Source organism: Streptomyces venezuelae (assembly GCF_008642275.1).
GTDB lineage: Bacteria > Actinomycetota > Actinomycetes > Streptomycetales > Streptomycetaceae > Streptomyces > Streptomyces venezuelae_E.
The window spans coordinates 3004837-3030194 of sequence record NZ_CP029189.1; the positions used below are offsets into that span (position 1 = coordinate 3004837).

Genomic DNA, 25358 nt, shown 5'->3' on the forward strand with positions numbered 1-25358 from the left:
GGGGGGACCCCGGAGCGTCAGGCGCCGGCCGGGGCCGCCTCGGGCCGCGTCCGCTGGGTGATCCAGGGCGTGTCCCCGGTACCGAGCTTGATCTCCTTGGCGTCCCAGGCGCCGTAGCGCGGGTTCACCTCGATGTGCAGGGCCTTGACGGCGGCCCGGGCGGGCTCCTCCAGCTTCCCGGCCCCGTACTTGTCGGTGAGCGCGGTCAGGAGCACCCGGTCCCGCAGGAAGCGGTCGACCTGGCCGGGGGCCATGGCCCCCTTCTGCAGGAGCAGCGCCTCGAACTGCTCGGTGCCGCCGTTCTCGTCGACGTAGGCCTTGCGCTCGTCCTCGATGGCCTTCTGGGTGGCCGTGATCCCGGCGGTGTCGGCCATCTTGTCGATGATCCGGCTCTGCAGGAGCGAGTCGAGCTTCTGCCGCTCCAGGTGGGGGGTGCTCGCGATGAGTTCGGCGGCGGCCTGCCCGGAACGGTTCTGCGCCGCGCGGACGTCGTTGACCTGGGCCTGGAGCGCGGAGGTGGTGATGCGTTCGCCGCCCACGACGGCCGCGGTGCCGGGACGCGGCTCGCCCGAGCAGGCGGACAGCAGGGGCGCCGCCACGAGCAGGGCGGCGGAGACGGAGAGCGCTGTGCGACGGTGCAAAGGAGCCTCCAGGGCCGGGAGATTGTGCGTCGGTGCACAAAGGGCCGTGCGGTGATCGATGGTATGAGGTCACGGTGATCCGGACCACCGGTTCGACCAACGATTCACGCGCGGACCGAACACGCACCGTTCATAGGCGAGCCGGCGGGCACCGGCGGGTCCGGCGCGCCACCCGTCACCCGTTCTGGGGACCCCGCCCCTCGGGGATGCCCCGCCGGCCGGGCCGGATCGGCCACCGGCAACCCTGAGGCCACCCTTCGGTCACCCGGCCCTGCCAAGGTCGGCCCACCATGTCGACAACGCACCGCTCGCCGCGTCCCGCACCGCGTCCCGCGCCGTCTCCCGCACCGCCCCGCCCCCCGGGCCGCTCGCCGCGCCCGTCACCACGCCGCCGGAGTCTGCTCGGCTCGGGGCTCGCCGCCCTGCTCACGGCGGTGGCCGTGTGCGCCGGGGACGCCGCCGCCCGCGTGTTCCCCTACGGGCCGCGCCACCGCAGCATCAACGACCTCGGCAACCAGTTCGTCCCCTTCCACGCACAGCTGTGGGACCTGCTGCACGGCCGCGCGGAGGGCGGGCTGCTGTTCAACTGGCGCTCCGGTTACGGCATGAGCTTCCTGCCGGACCTGGGTACCTATCTGACCAGCCCGTTCGCCGTCCTCGTCGGGCTCTTCCCGCGCACGGACATCGACCTCGCCGTGTACGTCGTCACCGTGCTCAAGATGTCGGCCGCGGCGGCCGCGACGGCCTGGCTGCTGCGCACCCAGCGCCGCGGGCCCTGGTGGGCGGCCGGGCTGCTCGGGGCCTCGTACGCGCTGTGCGGCTGGTCGGTGATCGAGGCCTCGTACAACCCGATGTGGCTGGACGGGCTGATCGCCTTCCCCCTGCTGTGCCTGACCGGTGAATGGGCCCTGCGCGGGCGCCGGATCCTGCTTGCGCCGCTGGTCGTCGCGGTCTGCTGGACGGCGAACTTCTACACCGCCTACATGGCGACGCTGGGTGCGGCGCTGGTGCTGCTGGTACGGGTGGTCCTCACCCGGGAGGGCGCCCGGGCCCGGCTGGCGGTGATCGCCCGGGGCGCCGGGACGACCGTGCTCGGGATCGCGCTCGCGGTGCCCGTGCTCCTGCCGCTCTTCCTCAGCTCCGGGCAGGCCTACCCGGGGTGGGTCAGGGAGTTCCGGCCGGTGACCTGGGCGGACCTGTTCGCCCGGCTGCTGCCGGGGACGTACTCCTTCTCCTCCCCCGCCGTCTTCGTCGGCACCGGGACCCTGCTGCTGGTGGCCGCGCTCCCCTTCCACCGGGCGGTCCCCGCGCGCACCCGGCTGTGGTGGGCGGGGCTGACCGCGGCCGTGGCGCTGTCCCTGCAGTGGGCGCCCACGCACCTGGCCTGGCACCTGTTCGCCACCCCGAACGGAAGCCCGTACCGGCAGACCTTCGTGCTGGCCGGGATCGCCGTGATCGCCGCCTGGACCGGGCTGGCCGCGGGCCTGCCGAGGCCGCCGGCCCTGGCCGCGGGTACGGGCGTACTCGCGGCCGCCGTGCTGTGGGCGCACGACAGCCCCCTGGTGACGGCGGCGGGATACGCGCTCTTCGCCGGCGGGCTGGCGATGGCGGCCGCGGCCTGGTGGGCGCTGCGCCACCGGCGCCTCGCCCGGCCGGCGGCCGCACTGCTCGCGCTGGTCCTGCTGGCACAGGCCGCGGCGACCACCGCCTACGGCCACAAGGGCAAGCTGGGCGGCCTGGACGACTACCCGTCCTGGGGGCCTGCGCACACCGCGCGCGCCGAGGCCCTGGCCGGTGCGGACGGCTGGCCGGCGTACCGTACCGACCCGGGCCGGCCCGCCCTGACGGGCAACGACCCGCTGCTGCTCGGCGGCGAGGGCGGCGCGTACTACAGCAGCCACACCCCGGACGTGTTCACCCGCACGATGGTCGCACTCGGGGCGGGCTGGACCTCGCGCGGCCGCAACGTCCAGAGCATCGACAACCCGGTGACGGACGCCGTCTTCGCGGTCGGCGCACGTCTGCAGCCCGACGGCTCGGTCCGCCGGGCGCAGGTGCCCCCGCTGGTGACGACCCGCCCGCCCGGCCCCGCGCCCGCCTACACCGACGACTCCCCCTTCGCCAACCAGGAAGCGCTGCTCGGCGCCCGGGTGTACGAGGATCCGCTCGCGCCGGGGGTGTGCCGGGCGGGCACGGAGGCCTTCCTGTGGGCCCCCGAGTACAACGCGACGGCCCGCCTCGCGGACGGCCCCGCCTTCCGTCTGAACGGCAACGCGCCCCGCAACCGGGCCGCCCTCCAGCCGATGGGCCCCTCCCGCGGGGCCTCCTCGGCGCTGGTCTTCGACGCGGCCCCGCCCCCGCGGTGGGCCCTGTCCTGCCTGGACCGGGCCCGGCTCGACGCGGCGGTGGCCGGGCTGCGGGCGACGGCCGCGACCTCGGTCCGGGTCGGCTCCTCGGGGGTCCGGGCCGAACTGCCGCAGGGGGCCGCGGGGACGGCGGTCCTCTCGGTCCCCGCGATCGCCGGCTGGACCTGCAACGGCCGGCCGGCCTCCAGCCACCTGGGCCTGGTGGCGGCCCCGCTCTCCCCCGGCACCACCCGGGTGAGCTGCGCGTTCCGCCCGCCGGGGCTGGTCCCGGGGCTGGCGTCCCTGGCGGTCGCGCTGGGGATCTGGGCGGCCGTGGCCCTGCGGGGCCGGACCCGGCGGCGGGTCAGCGGACCTGGCTGAGCCAGTGCAGGGTGCGGCGTATCTCGGCCGGGAAGGGGTGGGCCGGGCCGTGCAGCCGTTCCGCGTCGAACAGCAGCCGGGCCAGGGTGTCGTGGGCCGCCTGCCGGTCGCCGAGGGAGAGCAGCAGGTGGGCGATCCGGCGGCGGACCTCCAGCGGCAGGCCCGGGTCCGGGTTGGCGTAGTGGTTCTCGAAGAACGGGAGCAGCGAGCGGTACTCCGCCAGGGCGGCGGCGGGCTCGCCCAGTTGCTCCAGGCACTGGGCCGAGTCGTAGCGGAAGCGCAGCGACTGGGGGTCCCCGGCCGGGAACTCGTCGGCGAGGCGGCGCAGTTCCGGCAGCGCGCGCCGGTACTGGCCGTCGTCCATGAGGGTGGCGGCGTACTGCTTGCGCAGGGAGCGGACCACCGGGGAGTGCTCCCCGTGCTCGGCGGCGGCCGCCGGGAGGATGCCGCCGAGGATGTCCACGGCCTGGGTGAGCTGCCCCTGGTCCAGGAGCTTGCGGGCCTCGTCCACGGCGCCGGGGACGTCGGCCTTGGGCGGGGCGGGCGGGGTGCTCGGCCGCGGCGGGACGACCGTCGCCCGGTCGGGCCAGGGGGCCTGCGGGCGCAGGAACGGGCGGGTCGGGTCGAGCGGGCCGGACGGGGTGCGGCTGCCGCGGGCGGGCAGCAGCGGGGCCAGGGCCTCGTAGACCTCCTGGGCGGAGGAGGGCCGGTCCTGCGGGTCCTTGGCGAGGAGGTGCAGCAGGAGCTTCTCCAGCTCCGGGGGGATCTCCGGGCGCATCTGGCGGACCGGCAGCGGGGGCTCGTACAGGTGGCGGTGCAGGACCCCGAGGGCGGTGGAGCCGGCGAAGGGGACGTTGCCGCTGAGGAGTTCGTACAGCAGCACGCCGAGGGCGTACAGGTCGGTGTACGGGCCCACGGCGCCGCCCATGGCCTGCTCGGGGGCCATGTAGGCGGGGCTGCCGATGGGTGAGCCGGTGCTGGTGAGGCGGGTGGTGTCGGTGTCCATGACCGAGGCCACGCCGAGGTCCAGGACGAGCACGGTGCCGTCCGGCCGGACCATCACGTTGCGCGGCTTCAGGTCCCGGTGCACGATCGGCACCGCGTGCACGGCCGACAGGACCGAGCACAGCTGCGCGACGACGGCGACCGCCCACTGCCAGGGATAGGGGTCGTGCTCGGCGAGGTGGTCGGCGAGGTCCGCGCCCTCCACGTAGCCCATGACGAGGAAGAGTTCGTCGCCGTCGCTGCCCGCGTCGTGCACGGTGACCAGGCCGGGGTGGTCGACCTGGGCGGTGACCCGGCACTCGCGCACGAAGCGGCGGCGCAGCTCCTCGGCGACGGTGCCGGGGCCGGCGACCTTGTCGGGGCGCAGCAGTTTGACGGCGACGCGGCGGTCGAGGCGCCGGTCGTACGCGGTCCACACCTGGCCCATGCCGCCCTGGCCGAGGATGGTCGCGAGCTGGTAGCGGTCGCCGATGAGCCGGTCGGTCACTGCTGCGGGTCCTGGAACGGGGTCTGGTGGGGATCCTGGCGGGGGGCCCCGGCCGGCGGGGTCTGCTTGCGCAGCAGCTCGCTGAGTTCGTCGAGTTCGGCGCGGACCTGCCCGATGCGCGGGGGCGGGGTCGGCTGCGGCGGCACCTGCGGAGGGGCCGGCGCCGGCGCGGGGGCCGGGGCCGGGGTGGAGGGCCGGGTGGTGGCCGTGGCCGGCGGGTACCCGTAGGCGGGCCCGGACGGCTGCGGGTGGACGTAGGGAGCGGACTGCGCCGGGTACCACTGCGCGGTCAGGGCCGCCCGCCGGGCCTCGTGGTGCTTGATGTCGGCGACGAGGAAGTACACGCAGATCGCGAGACCGCTGAAGATCGAGCCGCCGGCGCCCAGGTTGCCCTGCCAGCCGTTGACCTCGGGCGTCGGGTCGGCCTGGATGAGCGCCATCCACACGACGGCCAGCACACCGCTGACCACCAGCAGCGTCCAGTCACGGGACTTGCGGGTGACCAGGGCGAGCCGCAGCAGGGAACCCCAGGCGAGGAAGCCGCAGCTGAGGACGGGCAGCAGCACGAACACCACGCGCAGTGCCATCACGCCCCCGGAGTCGGACTGGGGGCCGTGCTGCGGCGGAAGGCCGGGGCCGTGCATCGCTGCTCCTGACGGGCCGTGCGGAAGAGGTTTCGGGTCTGAGGGTATACAGCGTTCCCGGCCAGGGGTGAGGGGATGCGCGCAACCGTTGCACGCTCGCTGCACGGCCGTTCACTCCGGCGTGACCGTGCCGTCGGAGAGGCCGTCGTGGAACCCCTGCACGAGTTGTTCGCCGAGCCGCCCCGCGAGCCGCAGCGCGTCCTCGAACTCGGCGAGCGCGCGGAAGCGGAGCCCGTAGCTCTGCTGCTGCGCCAGGGGCAGCCGGGGCAGCTGGAGCCGGCGTACGTCGAGCCGGGTGGCGGTGGAGGCGTGGCTGCTGGCGCGGCGGGTGTTGGCGGTGCCGCGCAGGAATCCGGCCAGGAACCACGGGTCGAGGGCGTCCGGGTCGGGGCGCAGCAGGGCCAGGCCGCGGCCCGGTACGGCGCCCGCGACGGCCTCGTCGACGACCCGGGCGACGGCCGCGCCGCCGACGAGGGGGACGAGCACGTCGCCGGGGGCGGTGAGCACGGGCTCGTCGGTTCCGGGCACGAGGGTGCCGGACGGGCCGCCTCCGGTGCAGACGTCCTGTTCGGTGAGGACGGGGGCGGATCCGGTGCCGCCACCGGTGCCGGTGTGCAGTTCCAGGGCTCCGGCGCGGGCGAGTTCGCCGACGGTGGTCATCGGCGGCCGGGCCGTGCCCCCGGCGGGCGCGGCCGCGGGCGGCGGGGTGAGCCGGGCGGCCCTGCCGAGGGTCTCGCCCAGCCTCTCCCGTACGGCGGTCAGTTCGGCGGGACCGCCGCCGGCGGCCGGCGGGGGCAGGTGGCGGGCGGGGGTGAGGTCCACGTCGTCGTCGAGCAGCTCGATGACGGGGACGACGCGGCGGACGCCCGGCGCCTCGGCCACCGATCCGGTGCGGTCGTACGCGCTCCAGGCGTCCGTCACCGCGCCGTGCACGGCGGGCCAGGCGGAACGCAGTCCCTCGTCGGCGGCGAGGGCCGCGGTGTCGACGAGCAGCAGCCCGGCCGGGGGCGCCGCGTGCGGGGCCGGCCGGCGCAGCACCCACACGTGCAGGGGGATCCCGTACGGGGGCGCGGCGCCGGCCGGGAGCGCGACGACGGCCCGCAGTGCGCCGCGGCGCAGCAGGTCGGCGCGGATGCGGCGGCCGGAGCGGCGGGCGGCGACGGCGGGCGGCATGAGCAGTACGGCGGTGCCGCCCTCGCGCAGGTGGGCCAGGGCGTGCTGGATCCAGGCGAGTTCGGATTCGGTGCGGGCCGGGAAGCCGTATTCCCAGCGCGGGTCGTAGGCCAGTTCCTCGTGGCCCCAGCCGCGTTCGTTGAACGGCGGGTGGCAGAGCACGGCGTCGACGGTGTCCTGGGCGAAGGCGTCGGCCCGCAGGCTGTCGGCGGCGGCCGCGCGGACCTGGGGCGTTCCGTTCAGGGCGAGGCGCAGGGCGGCGAGGGCGGCGAGTTCGGGCGCGGAGTCCTGCGCGTACAGGGCGGTGGCGCCGGGGACGGCGCGCAGCAGGGTGCCGGTTCCGCAGGCGGGGTCGAGGACGGTGCGGGAGGAGGGCCCGGCGAGGGCGGCCATGAGGGCGGCGAGGCCGTCCGGGGTGAGCGTGTACTGGCGGGGGTTGGCGTCGAGGTGGCGCCCGAGGAGGAACTCGAAGGCCTGGCGCGCCCCGAGTTCGGCGGCGAGTTCGGCGGCGGCCCGCAGCAGCGGCATGGCGGCCGGGTGCAGCGGGATCTCGGCGAGCGCGTGGCCGGGCCCGAGGCGCGCGCCGAGCACCTGGTCGAGGACGGGCCGCAGCAGGGTGGCCATGCGCTCGTCGGAGACGGCGGTCAGCTCCAGCCAGTGGGCGGGCCGGTCCCGTACGACGAGCAGGGCGCCGCCGGCCTTGACGAGTGCGGTGACGGCTCCGCCGGGGTGGGCGGTGATCTGCCGCCAGACGCGTTCGCGCAGCGGGACCTCGGCGAGCTTGCCCTGGGCGCGCAGCCAGTGCTCCACCTCGTCCAGGGAGAAGGAGGGGCTGGTCTCGGTGCCGCCGACGGGCTTGGGGAAGTCGGCGTGGCGGCGCCGCCAGTTGCTCACGGCCGCGCGGCCGACTCCGGCCAGGCGGGCGACCTCGGCCGAGGTGACCTCGGCCGCAGTGGCCTCTGCTGCCGCTGCCTCTGCTGCCGCTGCGTCTGCTGCCGTGGCCGGTGCTGCGGCGTTCTCCTCGGACATGCGGGGGAGCATACCCGCTCACACCGAAGAGGCCGATTCACAGCGTGAACTGAAGAACTTCCGTGAATCATGTTGACTCGGTTCACGAACATCTGCTGTGATCGGGGCGTCTTCACCCGCCGGATCCTTGCGTTCCGGGCTGGGCGGAATACAATCTTCCGCTTCTCCTTTAATCTTCCTTTACCGCCGCCTTCCAGATGCCCTAGAGAGTCCCCATGCGCACCGCTCACCGCTTCACCGTCACCGCCGCCCTCGCCTGCGCCGCCGCCGTCGGCCTGACCGGGTGCTTCGCGTCGGGCCCGTTCGCGGACCTGTCCGGCTCGGAGGTGGCGGACAAGTCCGTGGACGCCCTGCGCGGCGCCTCCTCGCTCACCGTCAGCGGCAAGGTCTGGGACGGGGGCAAGCCGCTGGAGCTGAACATGGCGGTCAGCAAGACCGGCGACTGCCGGGGCACGATCGCCGGCCAGGAGGGCGCCTTCGAGCTGATCCGCAACGCCGAGTTCGTGTTCATCAAGGCGGACGAGCCCTTCTACCGCGCCCAGATGAAGGACCTGCCCAAGGACCAGGCGGACGAGGCGGTCAAGATGCTGGCCGGCCACTGGCTGAAGTCGAAGACCACGGACGCCGACGCGAAGGAACTCGCCTCCCTGTGCGACCTCGACGAGCTCCTCAAGGAGTTCGACGACAGCAAGGGCGCGGAGAAGGGCAAGGTCACCTCGGTCGACGGCCGCAAGGCCCTCACCCTGACCACCAAGACCGACGAGGGCACCGAGACCCTGCTGGTGGCCACCGAGGGCAAGCCGTACCTGCTCAAGGCGAGCGTCACCGGCAAGGAGCCGGCCGAGGTCTCCTTCACCGGCATCGACAAGCCGGTGAACGCCGAGGCGCCGACCGGCAAGGACGTCATCGACGCGGACCAGCTCGGCTGAGCCCGCGCACACGCGAGAACGGCCGTGGCCGGGGACCTCACAGGTCCCCGGCCACGGCCGTTCACGCACCGCGCCCGCCGACGGGCGCTACGAACCGAGGATGGTGGTGAGGAACTCCCCCGTCCAGGCCAGCAGTTCCCGTCCGACCACCGGCTTTCCACCGATCTTGCCCGCCTTCGGACGCGGGACCAGCACCTGCGCGGTGGCGGGCTTGAGCACCGTCCCCGGGTAGAGCCGCTTGAGCCGCAGCTCCTGCGACTCACGCAGCTCCACCGGCCCGAAGCGGACGTTGTTGCCCTGGAGGGTGATGTCCCCGACCCCGCAGGCCCGGGCCAGCATCCGCAACCCGGCCACCAGCAGCAGGTTCTCCACCGGCTCCGGCAGCTTGCCGTAGCGGTCGGTGAGCTCCTCCCGTACGGCCTTGATGTCCGCCTCGGAGGTGGCGGAGGCGATCGACCGGTACGCCTGCAGGCGCAGCCGCTCGCCCGGCGCGTAGTCGTGCGGGACGTGCGCGTCGACCGGCAGCTCGATCTTGACCTCCAGCGGCGGCTCCTCCTCCACCCCTCCCTCGACGGCGGCCCGGTAGTCGGCCACGGCCTCGCCGACCATCCGGATGTAGAGGTCGAAGCCGACGCCCGCGATGTGACCGGACTGCTCGCCGCCGAGCAGATTGCCCGCGCCGCGGATCTCCAGGTCCTTCATCGCCACGTACATGCCGGCGCCCATCTCGGTGTGCTGGGCGATCGTCGCGAGCCGCTCGTGCGCGGTCTCCGTCAGCGGCTTCTCCGGCGGGTACAGGAAGTACGCGTACCCGCGCTCGCGGCCGCGCCCGACGCGGCCGCGCAGCTGGTGCAGCTGGCTGAGGCCGAAGTTGTCGCCGCGCTCCACGATCAGGGTGTTGGCGTTGGAGATGTCGATGCCCGACTCGACGATGGTGGTGGAGACGAGCACGTCGAACTTCTTCTCCCAGAAGTCCACGACGACCTGCTCCAGGGCCTGCTCCGACATCTGGCCGTGGGCCGTCGCGATCCGCGCCTCGGGCACGATCTCACGCAGCTTCGCGGCCGCCCGGTCGATGGACTCGACCCGGTTGTGGATGTAGAAGCACTGGCCCTCGCGCAGCAGCTCGCGGCGGACGGCCGCGCCGATCTGCTTCTCCTCGTACGGCCCGACGAAGGTGAGCACCGGGTGCCGCTCCTCCGGCGGGGTGGTGATCGTCGACATCTCGCGGATGCCGGTCACCGCCATCTCCAGGGTGCGCGGGATCGGCGTCGCGGACATCGTGAGCACGTCCACGTTGGCGCGGAGCTTCTTCAGCTGCTCCTTGTGCTCCACGCCGAAGCGCTGCTCCTCGTCGACGATGACCAGGCCCAGGTCCTTGAACCGGGTCTCCTGGGAGAACAGCCGGTGCGTGCCGATGACCACGTCCACCGAGCCCTCCTTCAGCCCCTCCAGGGTGGCCTTGGACTCGGTCTCGCTCTGGAACCGCGAGAGCGCCTTCACCTTGACGGGGAACTGGCTGTAGCGCTCGGAGAAGGTGCCGAAGTGCTGCTGCACGAGCAGGGTGGTCGGGACCAGGACGGCGACCTGCTTGCCGTCCTGCACCGCCTTGAACGCGGCGCGCACGGCGATCTCGGTCTTGCCGTAACCCACGTCGCCGCAGATCAGCCGGTCCATGGGGACGGACTTCTCCATGTCCTCCTTGACCTCGGCGATGGTGGTGAGCTGGTCGGGCGTCTCCGCGTACGGGAAGGCGTCCTCCAGCTCCCGCTGCCAGGGGGTGTCCGGCCCGAACGTGTGGCCGGGGGCCGCCATGCGCGCGCTGTACAGCTTGATGAGGTCGGCGGCGATCTCCTTGACCGCCTTCTTCGCGCGCGCCTTGGTCTTGGTCCAGTCGGCGCCGCCGAGCCGGTGCAGGGTCGGGGCCTCGCCGCCCACGTACTTGGTGACCTGCTCCAGCTGGTCGGTGGGGATGTAGAGCCGGTCGCCGGGCTGCCCGCGCTTGGCCGGCGCGTACTCCACCAGCAGGTACTCACGGGTGGCGCCCTGCACCGTGCGCTGGACCATCTCGACGTAGCGGCCCACGCCGTGCTGCTCGTGGACGATGTAGTCGCCGGCCTCCAGGGTCAGCGGGTCGATGGTCTTGCGGCGCCGGGTCGGCATCCGGCCGAGGTCCTTGGTGGCGGTGCGCTGACCGGTCAGGTCGGTCTCGGTGAGGACGGCCAGGCGCAGCACCGGGTCGACGAAGCCGTTGTCGAGCGAACCGCAGGCGACGTGCACCAGGCTCGGCTCCAGCACCCGCAGTTCCGGCTCCAGCCGGGCCGCGATGCCCTCGCCGCCGAGCACCTCGACGGTACGGGCGGCCGGGCCGTGGCCCTCGGTGAGGTAGACGGTGTGCCAGCCGTCGGCGATCCAGCCCTTGGTGTCGGCCAGTGCCCGGGCGGTGTCGCCGCGGTAGGCCTCCGGGGCGTGCATGCCGAGCTTGAGGGTGTCGCTGCCGCCCGCGCTCTCGTCGGCGGCGAAGGGGGACACGGACCACCACATCATGCCCAGCTCGCGGGCCCGGTCGCGGACGTCCGCGATCCCGCGCAGCGAGGCCGCGCCGACGTCGATGGGGGCCTCGCCGCCGCCCGCGGTGGCCGCCCAGGACGCCATCAGGAACTCCTGGCTCGTCGCCACGAGGTCGGCGGCCCGGGTCCGGACCCGCTCCGGGTCGCAGACCACGGCCATCGACCCGGCCGGCAGCACGTCGATCAGCAGTTCCATCTCGTCGACGAGGACCGGGGCGAGGGACTCCATGCCCTCCACCGCGATCCCCTCGGCGATCTTGTGCAGCAGTTCGCCGAGCTCGGGGTGCGCCTCGGCGAGGGCCGCCGCCCGCTCCCGTACCGCGTCGGTCAGCAGCAGCTCACGGCAGGGCGGGGCCCACAGCCCGTGCTCGGCGATCTCCAGGGAACGCTGGTCGGCGACCTTGAAGTAGCGGATCTCCTCGACCTCGTCGCCCCAGAACTCGATGCGCAGCGGGTGTTCCTCGGTGGGCGGGAACACATCGAGGATGCCGCCGCGGACGGCGAACTCCCCGCGCTTCTCGACGAGCTCGACCCGCGCGTACGCGGCGGCCGCCAGCGCCTCGGTGACCTCGCCGAGGTCGGCGGCGCCACCGTGGCGCAGGCTGACGGGCACCAGGTCCCCGAGCCCCTTGACCTGCGGCTGGAGCACGGACCGGATGGGCGCGACGAGCACGCTCACGGGACCCGCCGCCGGGTCGTCCTTGCTCGGGTGCACCAGGCGGCGCAGGACGGCGAGCCGGCGGCCCATGGTGTCGCTGCGCGGGCTGAGCCGCTCGTGGGGCAGGGTCTCCCAGGACGGGTAGTCCACCACCTCGTCGGGGGGCAGCAGGGAGCGCAGCGCGGCGGCCAGGTCCTCGGCCTCACGCCCGGTGGCGGTGACCGCCAGGACGGTCCGCCCGGTCTGCCGGGCCAGCGCGGCGATCGCGAAGGGACGTGCGGCGGCGGGGCCGACCAGGTCCACGTGCATGCGCTTGCCGTCCCCGGCCGCGCCGACCGCCTCGGCGAGGGCGGCATCACGGGTGACGGCGTCGAGCAGTCCGTGCAGGCTCATGAAGAGGCTTTCCGTCCGGTGAAAGGGCAACGCGAAGGACCCGACACGTCGTACGGGCCGGGGGTTCCCACCCTACGACGGCGGCCCCGGCGACGCGCGAGGGATTCGGGGCACGGCGCCGGCTCCCGGCCCTCCTCGCCCTTGTGACGTTGCTCCCGCTTTACGATGTCGACGTAACCACCGCCTGAGCTCGCCGCGTCCCTTCCGTATGAGTTCACGCCGAACGGCCGAGGAGCACGAGTCCGTGACGAGCGATGCGATAGCCCGCCCGGCGCCGGTGGTACCGGCATCCGCGAAGCCGGACCGGTACGCATGGGCACCGCCCTGGCTCGTCGCGGCCGGGATGTTCCTCGTCTACCTGATCCTTTCCGTCGGGCGGTTCCGGCGGATGGACTGGGCCTCCTGGGACCTGGGGATCTTCGAGCAGGCGATCCGCGCCTACGCGCACCTGCAGGAGCCCGTCGCCGACCTGAAGGGTCCCGGGGCCAACATCCTCGGGGACCACTTCAGCCCGATCATCGCGCTCGTCGCCCCCGTCTACCGGGTCTTCCCCGGGCCCGTCACGCTGCTGGTCGTGCAGTCGGCGCTGTTCGCGCTGTCCGCCGTGCCCGTCACCCGGGCGGCCGTACGCTTCCTCGGCCGGGCCCGGGGGCTCGCCGTCGGCATCGCGTACGGGCTCTCCTGGGGCATCCAGCGGGCCGTCGAGTTCGACTTCCACGAGATCGCCTTCGCCGTGCCCCTGCTGGCCTTCGCCCTGGAGGCGGTCCTCGCCCGGCGCTGGCGGGCCGCCCTGCTGTGGGGGCTGCCCCTGGTCCTCGTCAAGGAGGACCTCGGCTTCACGCTCGCCGCACTGGCCGTGGTGGTGGCCTGGCGGGCCCGGACCACCGACCGGCGGACCGCCCTGACCGCGCTCGGCGTGGCCGGCGCGGCCTGCGTCTTCGCGGTCCTGGTGTTCACCGTCCTGATACCGGCCTTCGCCACCGCGGGATACGGCTACTGGGACAAGATCGACGGGGCGGGCCCGCTCGGCGGGATCGGCACCAAGCTCACCACCCTGGCCTGGGTGCTGATCCCCACCTCCGGGCTGCTCGCGCTGCGCTCGCCGCTGCTCCTGGTGGCCGCACCGACCCTCGGCTGGCGGTTCCTGTCCGGGGACGACCACTACTGGTCCACGGACTGGCACTACAGCGCCGTCCTCATGCCCGTCGTGGCCCTCGCCCTGGTCGACGCCATCGACACCGTCCGGCGCGGCGAGCGGCCCTGGCTGCGCTCGTACGCCCTGCAGCTGCCGGCCGCCGTCCTGGCCGCCGCCCTCGCCCTGAGCGCGACCGCCATGCCGACGGCCAAGCTCGCCGAGGCCCGTACGTACGAAAAACCCGAGCGGGTCACGGCCATCGAACGGCTCCTGGCCCGGATCCCCGACGGGGCGACCGTGGAGGCCGACACCACCCCGCTGACCCGGCTGACCTCCCGCTGCCGCGTGCTGTGGATCGGCGGCAGCAAGGGCGTGGTCCCCGACTGGATCACCATCGACAACTCCTCGAAGTGGGCCGGCGAGGACCCGACCGGCTACGCCCGCCAGCTCCACCCCGACGAGCGGTTCACCCTGGTGGGTGAGGCCGCCGGCATCGTCCTGATGCAGCGGCAGTGACCGGGGGCCGGCCCCGGCCCGGACCGGCCCCGGGAACGACCGGCCCCGGGAACGACGCCGGTCCGGGACCCGAGGTCCCGGACCGGCATTCCCCCGGACGAACGCGGAACGGTTACTCGCTCGCGATCGCGTTCAGTACGTTCATCCGCCCTGCCCGGAAGGCCGGGACCAGTGCGGCGAACAGGCCCACGAAAGCCGACGCGGCGAACACCCCGAGGATCGTCGGCCACGGGATCTCCAGCACCTTGAGGCCTTCGAGCGCGAGCAGCTGCTGCGCGGTCGCGCCCCAGCCCATGCCCAGCCCGAGGCCGAGCAGGGCGCCGAAGAGGGCGATGACCACCGACTCCAGGCGGATCATGCGGCGCAGCTGGCGGCGGGAGAGGCCGATGGCGCGCATCAGGCCGATCTCGCGGGTCCGCTCGACCACCGAGAGGGCCAGGGTGTTCACGACGCCCAGGACCGCGACGACGATCGCGAGGCCGAGCAGCCCGTAGACCATGTTCAGCAGCTGGCCGACCTGGTCCTTCAGGGCCTGCTTGTAGTCGGCCTGGTTGCGCACGGCGTACTGCGGGTACTGCGCCATCGCGGCCTTGACCGAGGCGTAGGCGGTGTCGGCGGCCTGACCGTCCTGCGCGCTGGCGAGCAGCATGAAGGGGAGCGGCATCCGGTCCGCCGGCACGTTCGCCCGTGCGGTCTCGGTGCTGATGTACTTCATGCCCTTGTCGAGGTTGCCCTCGTCACTGGTGATCGCCGCGACCTTCAGCGCGACCGTCTTGCCGCCGGTGAAGGCGACCTTGATCTCGTCACCGGTCTTGATGCCGTGCGCGGTGGCGTAGAGGGAGCCGACCGACATGGAGCCGGCGCCGTAGGCGGCCGCGTGCTCGCCGGCCGTCATCTTGCGCCGGATGTCCTTGGCGTACGTCGGGTCGGTCGCGCCGAGCTCGGTCTTCTCGGTGGTGCCGTCGGGCGCGGTGAGCGTGGCCTCCAGCTGGCGGTAGGCGGTGACGTGGTCGAGGCCGGCGGTGGCGCGCAGGGCCTGCTCGGCCAGCGGCAGGACGGGCTGGCCGGACTCGGAGGCGACGATGTAGTCCGCGCCGACCGACTTGTCGAGCTCGTCGGTGGCGGAGGCCACCATCGAGGAGCCGACCACGGACAGGCAGGCGACCAGCGCCAGGCCGATCATCAGCGCGGCGGCGGTGGCACCGGTGCGGCGCGGGTTGCGCAGGGCGTTGCGTTCGGCGAGCCGGCCCACGGACCCGAAGGGCCGCAGGACCACACCGGAGAGCACCCGCACCACGCCCGCGGCGAGCAGCGGGCCGATCACGATGAAGCCGATGAGGCTGAGGACGACGCCCAGGCCCAGCCACATCGATCCGGGTCCGGCCTTCTCGGCGGCGGTGGCGAGGTAGAGCGCCGCGCCGCCGATGCCGGTGAGGACGAGGCCGAGGACGGCGCGCACGACGCCGGCCTTCTTGTCGCCCGGGGTTCCGGACTCGCGCAGTGCGGCCATCGGGGAGACCTTGCCGGCCCGGCGGGCCGGGACGAAGGCGGAGACGACGGTGACGATGACGCCGAGGACGATGCCGGCGACGGGCGTGGTCCAGGCGACCGTCAGGTCGTCGGTGGACAGGTGCATGCCCATCTGGCCCATGAGGGCCATCAGGCCGACGGCCAGGCCCACGCCCGCGGCGACGCCCAGGACCGAGCCGACCACGCCGAGCAGGAAGGCCTCGACGACCACGGACTTGAGGACCTGCCCGCTGTCGGCGCCGATGGCACGCATCAGGCCGATCTCGCGGGTGCGCTGGGCCACCAGCATGGAGAAGGTGTTGAAGATCAGGAAGATGCCGACGAGGAAGGCGATGCCGGCGAAGCCGAGCATCACGTACTTCATGACGTCGAGGAAGGAGCCGACGTCCTTGCGGTTGGCGTCCGCGGCTTCCTTGGCGGTCTGGAGCTTGTAGGTGTCCGCGCCGGCAGCCTTGAGGGCGCTCGCGACGTTCTGCTTGAGCTGCTCGTCGCTCACCCCGTCCACGGCGGTGACGTTGACGTGCGTGAAGGAGTCGGGGGAGCCGAGCAGCGACTTCTGCGCGGTGGCCGTGTCGAAGTAGACGACGGCCGCGCCCGGGTTGGTCACGGTGAAGGTGGCGATACCGGTGATCCTGGCGCGGATGTCGCCGGTGATGGCGATCGTGCGCAGCTCGTCACCGAGCTTCAGGTGGTGCTTCTCGGCGGTGTCGGCGTCGACCATCACCTCGGTCGGGCCGCGCGGCGCGTTGCCCGAGGTGATCTTCATGGACTTGAGCTCGTTGTCGCTCCAGTTGCCCGCGATGGTCGGGGCGCCGGTGGTCGAGCCCAGGTTCTCGTTCTTGGCGTTGACGATCGTGACGGACATCGACACGACGCCGCCCTCGGCGCTCTTGACGCCCTCGGCCTTCCTGACCTGCTCGACGACCGAGCCCGCCAGCGTCTCGGGACGGCCGCGGTCGGAGGTCTCCTCCCCTTCCTCCGCCTCCTTCGGGGTGACGGTCACATCGGAGTTGGTGACGGCGAACAGCTTGTCGAAGGTGGTGTTCATGGTGTCGGTGAACACGAGGGTGCCGCAGACGAAGGCGACGGAGAGCATGACCGCGACGGCGGAGAGCGCCATCCGTCCCTTGTGGGCGATGAAGTTGCGCCGCGAGGTCTTCAGGACGGTGTTGCTCATGAGGTCCGCCCGCGCGCGTCGAAGTCCTTCATGCGGTCGAGGACCTGGTCGGCGGTGGGTCCGTACATCTCGTCGACGATCCGGCCGTCGGCCAGGAAGATGACGCGGTCGGCGTAGGAGGCGGCCACCGGGTCGTGCGTGACCATGACGATCGTCTGGCCGAGCTCGTCCACCGAGCGGCGCAGGAAGCCGAGGACCTCGGCGCCGGCCCTGGAGTCCAGGTTTCCGGTCGGCTCGTCGCCGAAGATGATCTGCGGGCGGGCGGCGAGGGCGCGGGCGACCGCCACGCGCTGCTGCTGACCGCCGGAGAGCTCGGTCGGTCGGTGCTTGAGCCGGCCCGCGAGGCCCACGGTCTCCACGACCCGGTTCAGCCACTCCGCGTCGGGCTTGCGGCCCGCGATGTCCATGGGGAGCGTGATGTTCTCCAGGGCGTTGAGCGTGGGCAGCAGGTTGAAGGCCTGGAAGATGAAGCCGATCCGGTCGCGGCGCAGCTGCGTGAGCTTCTTGTCCTTCAGTCCGGTGATCTCGGTGTCGTCCAGGTGGATCTGGCCGCTGGTCACCGTGTCGAGACCGGCGAGGCAGTGCATCAGCGTGGACTTGCCGGAGCCGGAGGGGCCCATGATCGCGGTGAACTGGCCGCTCATGATGTCCACGTCGACGTCGTCGAGGGCTACGACGCGCGTCTCCCCGGAGCCGTAGGCCTTGACGACCTTTCGTGCCCGGGCCGCGACGGCTGCATGCCCTCCAGTACCCCCGTGCCTGGTTTCGGTCATAGCCGTTGTCACGGTCTTTCTCCCTCTTCGAATGCGTACGTCTGCGTCGGTGCCTGCGTCGCCGTCATGAGTCTCCGCCGGGCGGAGGCGTGGCGCGCTGGTGCCCATCGCCGTATCCGCCCGGGGGTTACCCCCACCCCCGGCGTCTGGTGCGTAGGTTCCAGTTAAGGAGGCATCGGGGCCGCTCACCTCCTCCGACGGGAGGAACGGCCCCTGGCCCTCTGTGCGGAGGGACCCCTAGGGGAAGTGCGTCCTTCGGCGTACCGGCCCTGGGGGATACCGCCCGCCACGCGGCGGTGAGATGGTGTTCCCCGCAGTTACGTGCAGGGGGAAGGAATCTCGGTGGCATCGGCGGAGAGCACCGGCGCGAACCCGGACGGCATACCCCCGGGCCCCGTGGCCGGCACCCCCGGGGACACGCCTGCGGCCTCGAACGCGGCCGGCGGCGCGCCCGCGGCCCGGCCGGCCGCACGGCCCCCTGCCCCGGTGGTCGCCTCGCTGATGCTCGGCATGGCGCTCGTCGCCCTGGACAGCACCATCGTGGCCACCGCCGTCCCGCAGATCGTGGGCGAACTCGGCGGATTCTCCGTCTTCTCCTGGCTCTTCTCCGGCTACCTGCTCGCGGTGACCGTCACCCTGCCCGTCTACGGGAAGCTGTCCGACACCTTCGGCCGCAAGCCCGTCCTGCTCTTCGGCATCGGCCTCTTCCTCATCGGTTCGCTGCTGTGCGCGTCCGCCTGGAACATGGCCGCCCTCATCGCCTTCCGCATCGTCCAGGGCCTGGGCGGCGGCGCCCTCCAGGGCACGATCCAGACCCTGGCCGCCGACCTCTACCCGCTCAGGGAACGGCCGCGGATCCAGGCCCGGATGTCCAGCGTCTGGGCCACCTCGGCCGTGGCCGGCCCGGCGCTCGGCGGACTGCTGGCCTCGTACGCGCACTGGCGCTGGATCTTCCTCATCAACCTGCCGCTGGCCGGCCTCGCCCTGTGGATGATCGCCCGCCACCTGACCGAGCCCGAACGGTCGCCCGGACGCCGGGGACGGGTCGACTGGGCGGGTGCGCTGGCCGTCTTCGCCTGCGGTGGGCTGCTGCTCTTCGCACTCGTCCAGGGCGGTGTCGCCTGGCCCTGGCTGTCCGCGCCCTCCCTCGGACTGCTGGGCGCGAGCGCGCTGCTGGCCGTCGTCGTGGTCCGGGTGGAACGCCGGGCCGAGGAACCGATCCTGCCGGGCTGGGTGTGGCGCCGGCGCACCATCGCCGCCGTCAATCTGGCCATGGGGGCACTCGGCCTGCTGATGGTCGCCCCGATGGTGTTCATGCCGACCTACGCGCAGTCCGTGCTCGGTCTCGGCCCGGTCGGCGCCGGCCTGGTCATGTCGGTGATGACCCTGAGCTGGCCCGTCACCGCCGCCTGCAGCCAGCACGTCTACCGGCGCATCGGCTTCCGCAACACCGCGGCCCTCGGGATCGCGCTCGCCGCGGTGATCCTGTTCTCCTTCACCCTGCTGCCCTACCCCGCCCGGCCGTGGCAGCCCGCACTGATCATGCTGCTGCTGGGCGGCGCCCTCGGTCTCTTCCAGCTCCCGCTGATCGTCGGCGTCCAGTCCACGGTGGGCTGGGCCGAGCGCGGGACCACGACCGCCTCCGTGCTGTTCTGCCGGCAGGTCGGCCAGAGCGTGGGCGCCGCCCTGCTCGCCGCCGTCGCCAACGCCACCATCGCCGCGCGCCTGGCGCAGGCCCCCGTACCCGGTCTCCCGGAGCACCTGGACGACGTGGCGAAGGCGCTGGACCGGCCGGAGCCGCTGCCCGCCGCCGCGGCCGGCTACCTGCGCGAGGCCGTGGCCGCCGCCGTGGAGCACATCTTCCTCGGCGCGACGGCGGCCGCCGTGGCCGCGCTGCTGGTGCTGCTGCTGGTGGCGCCGCGCCGGTTCCCCGTCCTGCCGGAACTGCGCGAGCAGCAGCAGGACTAGGCGTCTGCGGAATGTCGCCTTGTCATGGCCGGGCCATTGAGTGACCCTCGTGCCAGGACCGTTTCCGGGGGGACGACGACATGGCATCCGCACTCTGCGCACTCGCGTTACTGGCCGCGCTGGCCGGGCCGATCTGCCTGCGGCTGCGCCGCAGCCCCGGCTTCGTCACCGGCCGCGACGGCCGCCTCTCGACCTCGACGGCGCTCGCCCTCGCCTGGACGGTGATCCTGCTCTGGCTGCTGCTGGCGATCCTCAGCTACGGGCTCACCGCGGGCGGCGGCGTCGCCTACTTCCGGGGCGCCGACGGCCCGCTGTCCACCCTGACCACGGTGTACCTGCCCCTGCTCGGCGGCCCGTACGTGGCGCTGATCGCCGCGAAGGCGGTCGTCGGCCTGCGCGTGGAGCACGGCAGCATGGCCAAACCCGCCGCGAAGCCGACGCCGACGGGCCGGCGGCCACTGCGGGAGCTGATCGCGAACGACAGCGGACGCACCGACCTCGTCGACCTCCAGTACGTCGCCCTCAGCGCGGTCACCATGCTCTACGTGGTGCTGTTCTACCTCGCCGACGTGGGCGGCGGACTCCCGCGCCTGCCCTCCGAGATGTGGGCCCTGACGGGCGCCCCGGCGGGCGCGTACCTGGTCAACAAGATGGCCGTCCGCGCCAACCCGGTGATCACGCACGTCACGCTGGAGGACCGGAGCCTGACGGTCGAGGGCGGCGGCTTCACCCCGGACGCGGCGGGCCCGCCGCCCCTGCTCACCGTCGACGACGTCCCCCTGCCGGCCCTGGCCGACCCCCTGACGGGCGCCCTCACGGCCACCCTCCCGGCCCCGGGGACACCCCCGTTCACGGTGGTCGTCACGGCACGCGGCCTGCGCAGCGACCCGTACCGCTACGAGCCCGGGGCGAAGCCCGCCGTCCCGGCCCAGCAGCAGCCGGCCGGCTGACCCGTGCCCGCAACCCCTCCGGCCCCGTCCTGGCGCAGCCGTTGGCGGACAGGGCTCCAGCCCTCGCACGCGCGCGAACGGCACGCCCCGATCCCGACGGCCCTCCTGGCCTAGTCCCCCTTGTGGCGGGCGTAGTAGCGCGCCACCCGGGCCCGGTTGCCGCAGACCGACGCCACGCACCAGCGGCGGCGGGGGTGCGCCGGCAGGAAGAGCAGGACGCAGTCGTGGGCCTCGCACGCGCGGACCTGCGCCACCCGGGGGTCCGTCAGCAGCTCGGCGACCGCGTCGGCCAGCTCCGCCGCGAGCCGCCGGGCCGGGTCCGCCGGCCGGTGCGGGGCGGCGGCGATCGTGCCCGCCTCCGTCCAGGCCAGCACGCGGTGCGCGGGCGCCGCGGCCAGGGCCTCGTTCAGCACGGCGAGGGCGTCGGCCGGGGGCCGTTCACCGCGCCGCACCGCGTCGAGTGCCGGGCGCGCGGCCTCCCGTACGGCCCGTACCGCGGCCACCTCGCCCTCACCCACGGCGTCGACGGGGGTCAGCCGCCCGGCCTGCGCGGCCAGCCAGGCCGTGAGCCCGGCCGGGCCGGCGACGAGATCACCCACCGCGGCCTCGGTGTTGAGCAGGTCCAGCGCGAGGGGCTCACCGGTGAGCGGGAAGGTCACTGTCACCCGACTAATGCTACTGCAATCCCTTGACCCATTAGCGATCACCGGCAAGACTAATGGAAACAAGGACGCAGGAGGCATGTGATGACCGTTCGCCGCACCATTCCGACCATCCGGCACCGCACCGTCGACGTGGACGGAGTCCGCGTCGCCTACCGCGAGAGCGGCCCCGCCGACGGTCCCGTCCTGCTGCTCCTGCACGGCTTCCCCACCGCCTCGCACCAGTTCGCCCGCCTGATGGACGCCCTCGGCGACACCCCGTACCGCCTGATCGCCCCCGACCACCCCGGCTTCGGCCGCACCGAGGCGCCGGCGGGCTTCACGTACACCTTCGACCGGCTCGCCGACATCCTGGAGGGCTTCACCGACGCCCTCGCCCTGGACCGCTTCGCCCTGTACGTCTTCGACTACGGCGCCCCGATCGGACTGCGGCTCGCCGCACGCCGGCCGGAGAGCGTGACCGGCCTGATCGTCCAGAACGGCAACGCCTACGAGGAAGGCCTCTCGGACGCGGCCCGCGCGTTCGCCGGACTCCGGCGCGAGGTCCCCGGCGACGAGGAACGCGTCCGGGGGCTCTTCACCCCGGAGGGCACCCGCTTCCAGTACGAGGCCGGCGTCGCCGACACCGGCCTGCTCTCCCCCGACGACTGGACCCTCGACCTGCACCACCTCGGCCTGCCGGGCCGCGCCGACGCCCAGGCCGACCTCGCCTTCGACTACGCCTCGAACTTCGCCCACTACCCCGCCTGGCAGGCCTGGCTGCGCGCCGCCCGCATCCCGGTGCTGGTGGTCTGGGGTGCGGGAGACCCCTTCTTCACCCCGGCGGGCGCCAAGGCCTACCTCCGCGACGCCCCGGAAGCCGAGGTGCACGTCTTCGAGGGTGCGGGCCACTTCGCCCTGGAGACCCACCTCCCGCAGATCGCCCCGCTGATCGCGGACTTCCTCACCGAACTCCCCTGACGCCGGAGGGGTTTACAGATCGCCGGAATCACGTACTCTTCCCCTGTCAGCAAAACAGTGTCTGGGGGAAACAGTTATGCTCGGCATCATCCTCGCCGCCACCACCGCCGCGCTCGCCGCGCCCGCCGCAGGGCTGCTCGGCCACCGCGCCGTGCGCCGCTCGGCAAACGCCGCGCTGATGCGGATCGACACCCCGGCCGGCATCGACGAACAGGGCCTCGTCCGCATCGGCGGCATCGAGCAGTGGATCTCGATCCGCGGCGAGAACCGCGCCAACCCCGTGCTCCTGGAGGTCCACGGCGGCCCCGGGGCGGCCAACTCCCCCTACGGGGCCCGCACCCGGGAGTGGGAGAAGCACTTCACCCTCGTCCGCTGGGACATGCGCGGCGCCGGCCTGACCTTCGCCCACTCCCCCGGGGACCAGGGCGGACCGGTCACCTTCACCCGGCTCTACGAGGACGCCCTGGAGGTCACCCGGTACGTCCTGGACCGGATGGGCGTGGACCGGGTCGTACTGATGCCGAACTCCTTCGGCACCACCCTCGGCCTCCGGCTGGCCCGCAACCACCCCGAGCTCTACTCCGCGTACGTCGGCACCGACCAGAACGTCCAGGAGGCGGGCCGGGACACCTCCGCCTACGCGGCCACGCTGGAGCGACTGCGGTCCGCGGGCCGGAGCAAGGACGTGGCGGCGGTCGAGGCGATGGGCCCCGACCCCCGGCACGGACCTCCGCGCAGCGGTCCTCGTACGACAAGCTGTGCGCGGGCAGCGACCCGCTGACCCTGGACACGGTCAAGAAGGTGATCATCGGATCCCTGTGGCTGTCACCGCTCTACACCCTCGGCCGGATCAAGGCGTACTTCGGCGGCCAGGGCTTCTCGGAGTCCGTCACCGAAGGGGCGTCGGAATGCGACGACTGGGCCGACGGGACCCGCTTCGAGATGCCGTTCTTCATCTTCCAGGGAGCACTCGACGTGATCACCCCGGCGGCGCGCGCCCAGGCGTACTTCGACGCCGTCGAGGCCCCCGTGAAGGCATTCGAACTGATCGAGGACGCCAGCCACTTCGCGGCACTCCGCCGCCCGGACCGCTTCCTGGACCTCCTCCTGACCCATGTCCGTCCGGTGGTCACGGCCGGCGACCGTCAGAACGAGGGAACCGTCACCTCCACTCGCTGAGTCCGTATCGGACCGTCAGACGCCGGCCCCGACGCCCGTGTCACGTACTGGAACCGCGACCTCGGCACGATCGAGGACCTCCTGTCCAGGTCGGGCACCAGCCAGGTGTTCCGTCCCGGGAGGTCGTGGAGCCGCGATCAGCTCTGCGTCTCCTCGCGGTGTCCGACAGCAGCCGCATCGGGTACGAGGATCAGCTTGCCGGTGGTACGCCGGGCCTCCAGATCGCTGTGGGCCCGGGCGGCCTCGGACAATGCGTAGCGGCCCGTCACGGTGACCTCAAGCGCCTTGGAGCGCACCCACTCGAACACGTCGGCGGCCCGTCGGAGCAGTTCGGACCGATCGGCGATGTAGTCCCCGAGGCTGGGCCGGATCAGGGTCAGCGAACCGCCCTGGGCGAGCCGCATCGGATCGAACGGCGGCACGGCACCACTCGCCGCGCCGAAGAGCACGAGATGGCCGCGGGTCCGCAGGCTGGCGAGGCTCGCGTCGAAGGTGTGCGCGCCGACGCCGTCGAAGACGACCGGCAGTCCCTGACCGCCGCCCAGCCGCCTCACCTCGGCCGCGAGATCGTCGACCGCGGACGAAAGGATCACCTCAGCGGCCCCGGCACGCTTCGCCAGCTCGGCCTTCGCCGTGGTCGACGCCGTGCCGATCACCCTGCCGCCGAGATGGGTGACGAGCTGGGTCAGCAGCAGCCCCATGCCACCGGCAGCCGCATGCACGAGCACCGTGTCGCCCTCCTGAACCGGGTAGGCGTCCTTGACGAGATAGTGCGCGGTCATGCCTTGGAGGAGCACGGCGGCGGCCGTCTCGAAGCCGATGTCGTCGGGCAGCGGCACCAGCCGGGAGGAGTCCACGACCGCCCGCTCGGCATACGAACCGGGAAGCTCCACCCAACCGACCCGGTCCCCGACCGCGACGTCAACGACGCCGGGTCCGACTTCGACGACCGTGCCGGCGCCCTCGGCGCCCGGGGTGAAGGGCAGCGGGAGGGTGTACCGGCCTTCGCGGTGGTAGACGTCGAGGAAGTTGACCCCGGATGCGGCGACCTCCACGACCGCCTCGCCCGGCCCCGGCCGCGGCTGGTCCACCTCGGCCTCCCGCAACACCTCGGGACCGCCCACCTCGTACACCTGAATCGCTCGCATGACCCCTCCTATAACGGTTGTCCCCAGCAACCCCGTTGACGGCGATCCGATTCCCGGCAAGCGGACCAGCCCTCCGCCCACGCCGCATCGTGCCGCATCGTGCCGCATCGTGCCGCCCGAGATCATGCCGCGAGGCAGAAGGCCCGCGTCCCCGACCCGACGAGGCGATACGCCTAACCCTCCGCCGGAGCCCGGCCCGTCAACGCCGCGAGGCTGGCACGGACATGGTTCATGTGCGCCCGCATCTCCTCCGCCGCCTCCCCGTGCTCCCGCACGATCCCCCGCGTCTCGCGCCCGACCCGCTCCTCCGCCACCCGCGCCTGCGCCACCAGCTCGGCCGCCCGCGCCTCCGCGTCCTCCTGCCCGTGCCGCGCCGACTCCTCCGCCTCGGCGAACTCGCGCCGCGCCTCGGCCAGACGCGCCTCGACGAACCGCTCCAGCTCCGCGTGGCGCGCCTCCAGCTCAGCCTCCCGCGCCGCCAGCTCCCGCTCCGCCGCCTCCCGGCGCGCCGCCCGCTCCCGCTCCTGCTCCGCCCGCTCCGCCTCAGCCCGCCGCCGGGTGTCCGCCAGCGCTGCCGCCGCCTGCTCCCGCCACGCCGCCGCGTCCTCCCGCGCCCCCGACCGCACGTCGTCCGCCTCGCGCTGCGCCCGCAACAGCCCCTGCCGGGCCCGGACCTCCGTCTGCTCGCGCACCGCCTCCGCGTCACCCCGCGCGAGCTCCGCCGCCCGGTCGGCACGCGCCTCGGCCGCACCCAGCGTCGCCGAGGCGTCCACCCGCGCGTCCGCCCGTACGGCGTCCGCCTCCTCCTCCGCCAGCAGCAGGATCCGCCGCGCCCGCTCGCTCAGCTCGTCGTACGTCTGCGGAGCCAGCGCGGAAACGGCAGCCCGCAGCCGCGCCGCGTCCGCCTCCATCTGCTTGGCCAGGACCGTCAGCCGCGCCACCCGCTCCCAGGCCTCGTCCCTGCTCCCGGAGAGCCGGGCGAGATACCGGTCGACCTCTTCCATGCGGTAGCCACGACCGCGCACGGTCGCAATGGGTGCACTCATCCTGGATGCGCCTCTCTCGCGGGGATTCCCGTCAAGGATGCGCCATTTGACCGCAGAAG

Annotated in this window: 18 protein-coding genes; 8 read left to right on the top strand and 10 right to left on the bottom strand. The window is 73.3% G+C overall.

Going from position 1 to position 25358, the window contains the following annotated elements:
- Window positions 1–17 precede the first annotated feature (17 nt).
- Window positions 18–641, bottom strand: coding sequence for a SurA N-terminal domain-containing protein (locus DEJ51_RS12945; RefSeq protein WP_150257725.1), 624 nt, complete (start codon window positions 639–641; stop codon window positions 18–20).
- 290 nt (window positions 642–931) lie between these two features.
- Here DEJ51_RS12945 and DEJ51_RS12950 point away from each other — a divergent pair, with 290 nt between their 5' ends.
- Complete coding sequence (locus tag DEJ51_RS12950; RefSeq protein WP_150257726.1) at window positions 932–3367, top strand: YfhO family protein; 2436 nt, start codon at window positions 932–934, stop codon at window positions 3365–3367.
- On the opposite strand, the gene DEJ51_RS12955 is transcribed toward DEJ51_RS12950, so the two are convergent.
- From DEJ51_RS12955 to DEJ51_RS12965, 3 genes are all read right to left on the bottom strand, one after another.
- Window positions 3351–4859, bottom strand: a complete 1509-nt coding sequence (locus DEJ51_RS12955; protein WP_150257727.1) for a serine/threonine-protein kinase — start codon at window positions 4857–4859, stop codon at window positions 3351–3353. The genes DEJ51_RS12950 and DEJ51_RS12955 overlap by 17 nt on opposite strands.
- Window positions 4856–5503: a hypothetical protein gene (locus DEJ51_RS12960; RefSeq protein WP_150257728.1), complete on the bottom strand. Its 648-nt coding sequence runs from the start codon at window positions 5501–5503 to the stop codon at window positions 4856–4858. Before DEJ51_RS12960 ends, DEJ51_RS12955 begins: the two co-directional genes overlap by 4 nt.
- Before the next feature lie 111 nt (window positions 5504–5614).
- A complete protein-coding gene (locus DEJ51_RS12965) occupies window positions 5615–7705 on the bottom strand; it encodes an N-6 DNA methylase (protein ID WP_150257729.1) in 2091 nt (696 codons plus the stop codon).
- 215 nt (window positions 7706–7920) lie between these two features.
- Between DEJ51_RS12965 and DEJ51_RS12970 the strand changes: the two genes are divergently transcribed.
- On the top strand, window positions 7921–8634 hold the full coding sequence (locus tag DEJ51_RS12970; protein WP_150257730.1) for a hypothetical protein: 714 nt from the start codon (window positions 7921–7923) through the stop codon (window positions 8632–8634).
- Window positions 8635–8721: 87 nt separating this feature from the next.
- On the opposite strand, the gene mfd is transcribed toward DEJ51_RS12970, so the two are convergent.
- Window positions 8722–12255 carry a transcription-repair coupling factor gene (gene mfd, locus DEJ51_RS12975; RefSeq protein WP_150257731.1) on the bottom strand — a complete coding sequence of 1178 codons (3534 nt, stop codon included), beginning with the start codon at window positions 12253–12255 and terminating at the stop codon, window positions 8722–8724.
- 208 nt (window positions 12256–12463) lie between these two features.
- On the opposite strand from mfd, the gene DEJ51_RS12980 reads away from it, so the two are divergent.
- Complete coding sequence (locus DEJ51_RS12980; protein ID WP_150257732.1) at window positions 12464–13906, top strand: DUF2079 domain-containing protein; 1443 nt, start codon at window positions 12464–12466, stop codon at window positions 13904–13906.
- Between the two features lie 112 nt (window positions 13907–14018).
- Here DEJ51_RS12980 and DEJ51_RS12985 read toward each other — a convergent pair whose 3' ends face one another.
- The gene (locus DEJ51_RS12985; protein WP_150257733.1) at window positions 14019–16613 is read right to left on the bottom strand and encodes an ABC transporter permease; all 2595 of its coding nucleotides are present in this window, start codon (window positions 16611–16613) and stop codon (window positions 14019–14021) included.
- Window positions 16610–17386 carry an ABC transporter ATP-binding protein gene (locus DEJ51_RS12990; RefSeq protein ID WP_245385273.1) on the bottom strand — a complete coding sequence of 259 codons (777 nt, stop codon included), beginning with the start codon at window positions 17384–17386 and terminating at the stop codon, window positions 16610–16612. The genes DEJ51_RS12985 and DEJ51_RS12990 overlap by 4 nt, the downstream gene beginning before the upstream one ends.
- Before the next feature lie 342 nt (window positions 17387–17728).
- Here DEJ51_RS12990 and DEJ51_RS12995 point away from each other — a divergent pair, with 342 nt between their 5' ends.
- Together DEJ51_RS12995 and DEJ51_RS13000 are read left to right on the top strand one after the other, a co-directional pair.
- On the top strand, window positions 17729–19354 hold the full coding sequence (locus DEJ51_RS12995) for an MFS transporter (protein ID WP_223835779.1): 1626 nt from the start codon (window positions 17729–17731) through the stop codon (window positions 19352–19354).
- A gap of 80 nt (window positions 19355–19434) precedes the next feature.
- Window positions 19435–20304: a hypothetical protein gene (locus DEJ51_RS13000; RefSeq protein ID WP_223835780.1), complete on the top strand. Its 870-nt coding sequence runs from the start codon at window positions 19435–19437 to the stop codon at window positions 20302–20304.
- A 110-nt stretch (window positions 20305–20414) separates the two neighbouring features.
- On the opposite strand, the gene DEJ51_RS13005 is transcribed toward DEJ51_RS13000, so the two are convergent.
- Window positions 20415–20969 (bottom strand): CGNR zinc finger domain-containing protein, encoded by a 555-nt coding sequence (locus DEJ51_RS13005; protein WP_150257734.1) that lies wholly within the window; start codon window positions 20967–20969, stop codon window positions 20415–20417.
- An 81-nt stretch (window positions 20970–21050) separates the two neighbouring features.
- Between DEJ51_RS13005 and DEJ51_RS13010 the strand changes: the two genes are divergently transcribed.
- The 3 genes from DEJ51_RS13010 (at window position 21051) to DEJ51_RS34995 (ending at window position 23105) form a co-directional block, all read left to right on the top strand.
- Complete coding sequence (locus DEJ51_RS13010; RefSeq protein ID WP_150257735.1) at window positions 21051–21926, top strand: alpha/beta fold hydrolase; 876 nt, start codon at window positions 21051–21053, stop codon at window positions 21924–21926.
- Between the two features lie 76 nt (window positions 21927–22002).
- Window positions 22003–22707, top strand: a complete 705-nt coding sequence (locus tag DEJ51_RS34990) for an alpha/beta fold hydrolase (protein ID WP_223835781.1) — start codon at window positions 22003–22005, stop codon at window positions 22705–22707.
- A gap of 20 nt (window positions 22708–22727) precedes the next feature.
- Window positions 22728–23105 carry an alpha/beta fold hydrolase gene (locus DEJ51_RS34995; protein WP_223835782.1) on the top strand — a complete coding sequence of 126 codons (378 nt, stop codon included), beginning with the start codon at window positions 22728–22730 and terminating at the stop codon, window positions 23103–23105.
- Window positions 23106–23242: 137 nt separating this feature from the next.
- Here the strand turns inward: DEJ51_RS34995 and DEJ51_RS13020 are convergent, their stop codons facing one another.
- Together DEJ51_RS13020 and DEJ51_RS13025 are read right to left on the bottom strand one after the other, a co-directional pair.
- Window positions 23243–24253, bottom strand: a complete 1011-nt coding sequence (locus DEJ51_RS13020) for a quinone oxidoreductase family protein (RefSeq protein WP_150257736.1) — start codon at window positions 24251–24253, stop codon at window positions 23243–23245.
- 173 nt (window positions 24254–24426) lie between these two features.
- Window positions 24427–25299 (bottom strand): cellulose-binding protein, encoded by an 873-nt coding sequence (locus DEJ51_RS13025; protein WP_150257737.1) that lies wholly within the window; start codon window positions 25297–25299, stop codon window positions 24427–24429.
- Window positions 25300–25358 lie beyond the last annotated feature (59 nt).

Coding starts and splice junctions, on each gene's coding strand:
- DEJ51_RS12950 (WP_150257726.1), top strand. CDS start 932: ATGTCGACAACGCACCGCTCGCCGCGTCCCGCACCGCGTCCCGCGCCG.
- DEJ51_RS12960 (WP_150257728.1), bottom strand. CDS start 5,503: ATGCACGGCCCCGGCCTTCCGCCGCAGCACGGCCCCCAGTCCGACTCC.
- DEJ51_RS12965 (WP_150257729.1), bottom strand. CDS start 7,705: ATGTCCGAGGAGAACGCCGCAGCACCGGCCACGGCAGCAGACGCAGCG.
- DEJ51_RS12970 (WP_150257730.1), top strand. CDS start 7,921: ATGCGCACCGCTCACCGCTTCACCGTCACCGCCGCCCTCGCCTGCGCC.
- mfd (WP_150257731.1), bottom strand. CDS start 12,255: ATGAGCCTGCACGGACTGCTCGACGCCGTCACCCGTGATGCCGCCCTC.
- DEJ51_RS12980 (WP_150257732.1), top strand. CDS start 12,464: ATGAGTTCACGCCGAACGGCCGAGGAGCACGAGTCCGTGACGAGCGAT.
- DEJ51_RS12985 (WP_150257733.1), bottom strand. CDS start 16,613: ATGAGCAACACCGTCCTGAAGACCTCGCGGCGCAACTTCATCGCCCAC.
- DEJ51_RS12990 (WP_245385273.1), bottom strand. CDS start 17,386: ATGACCGAAACCAGGCACGGGGGTACTGGAGGGCATGCAGCCGTCGCG.
- DEJ51_RS13000 (WP_223835780.1), top strand. CDS start 19,435: ATGGCATCCGCACTCTGCGCACTCGCGTTACTGGCCGCGCTGGCCGGG.
- DEJ51_RS13010 (WP_150257735.1), top strand. CDS start 21,051: ATGACCGTTCGCCGCACCATTCCGACCATCCGGCACCGCACCGTCGAC.
- DEJ51_RS34990 (WP_223835781.1), top strand. CDS start 22,003: ATGCTCGGCATCATCCTCGCCGCCACCACCGCCGCGCTCGCCGCGCCC.
- DEJ51_RS13020 (WP_150257736.1), bottom strand. CDS start 24,253: ATGCGAGCGATTCAGGTGTACGAGGTGGGCGGTCCCGAGGTGTTGCGG.
- DEJ51_RS13025 (WP_150257737.1), bottom strand. CDS start 25,299: ATGAGTGCACCCATTGCGACCGTGCGCGGTCGTGGCTACCGCATGGAA.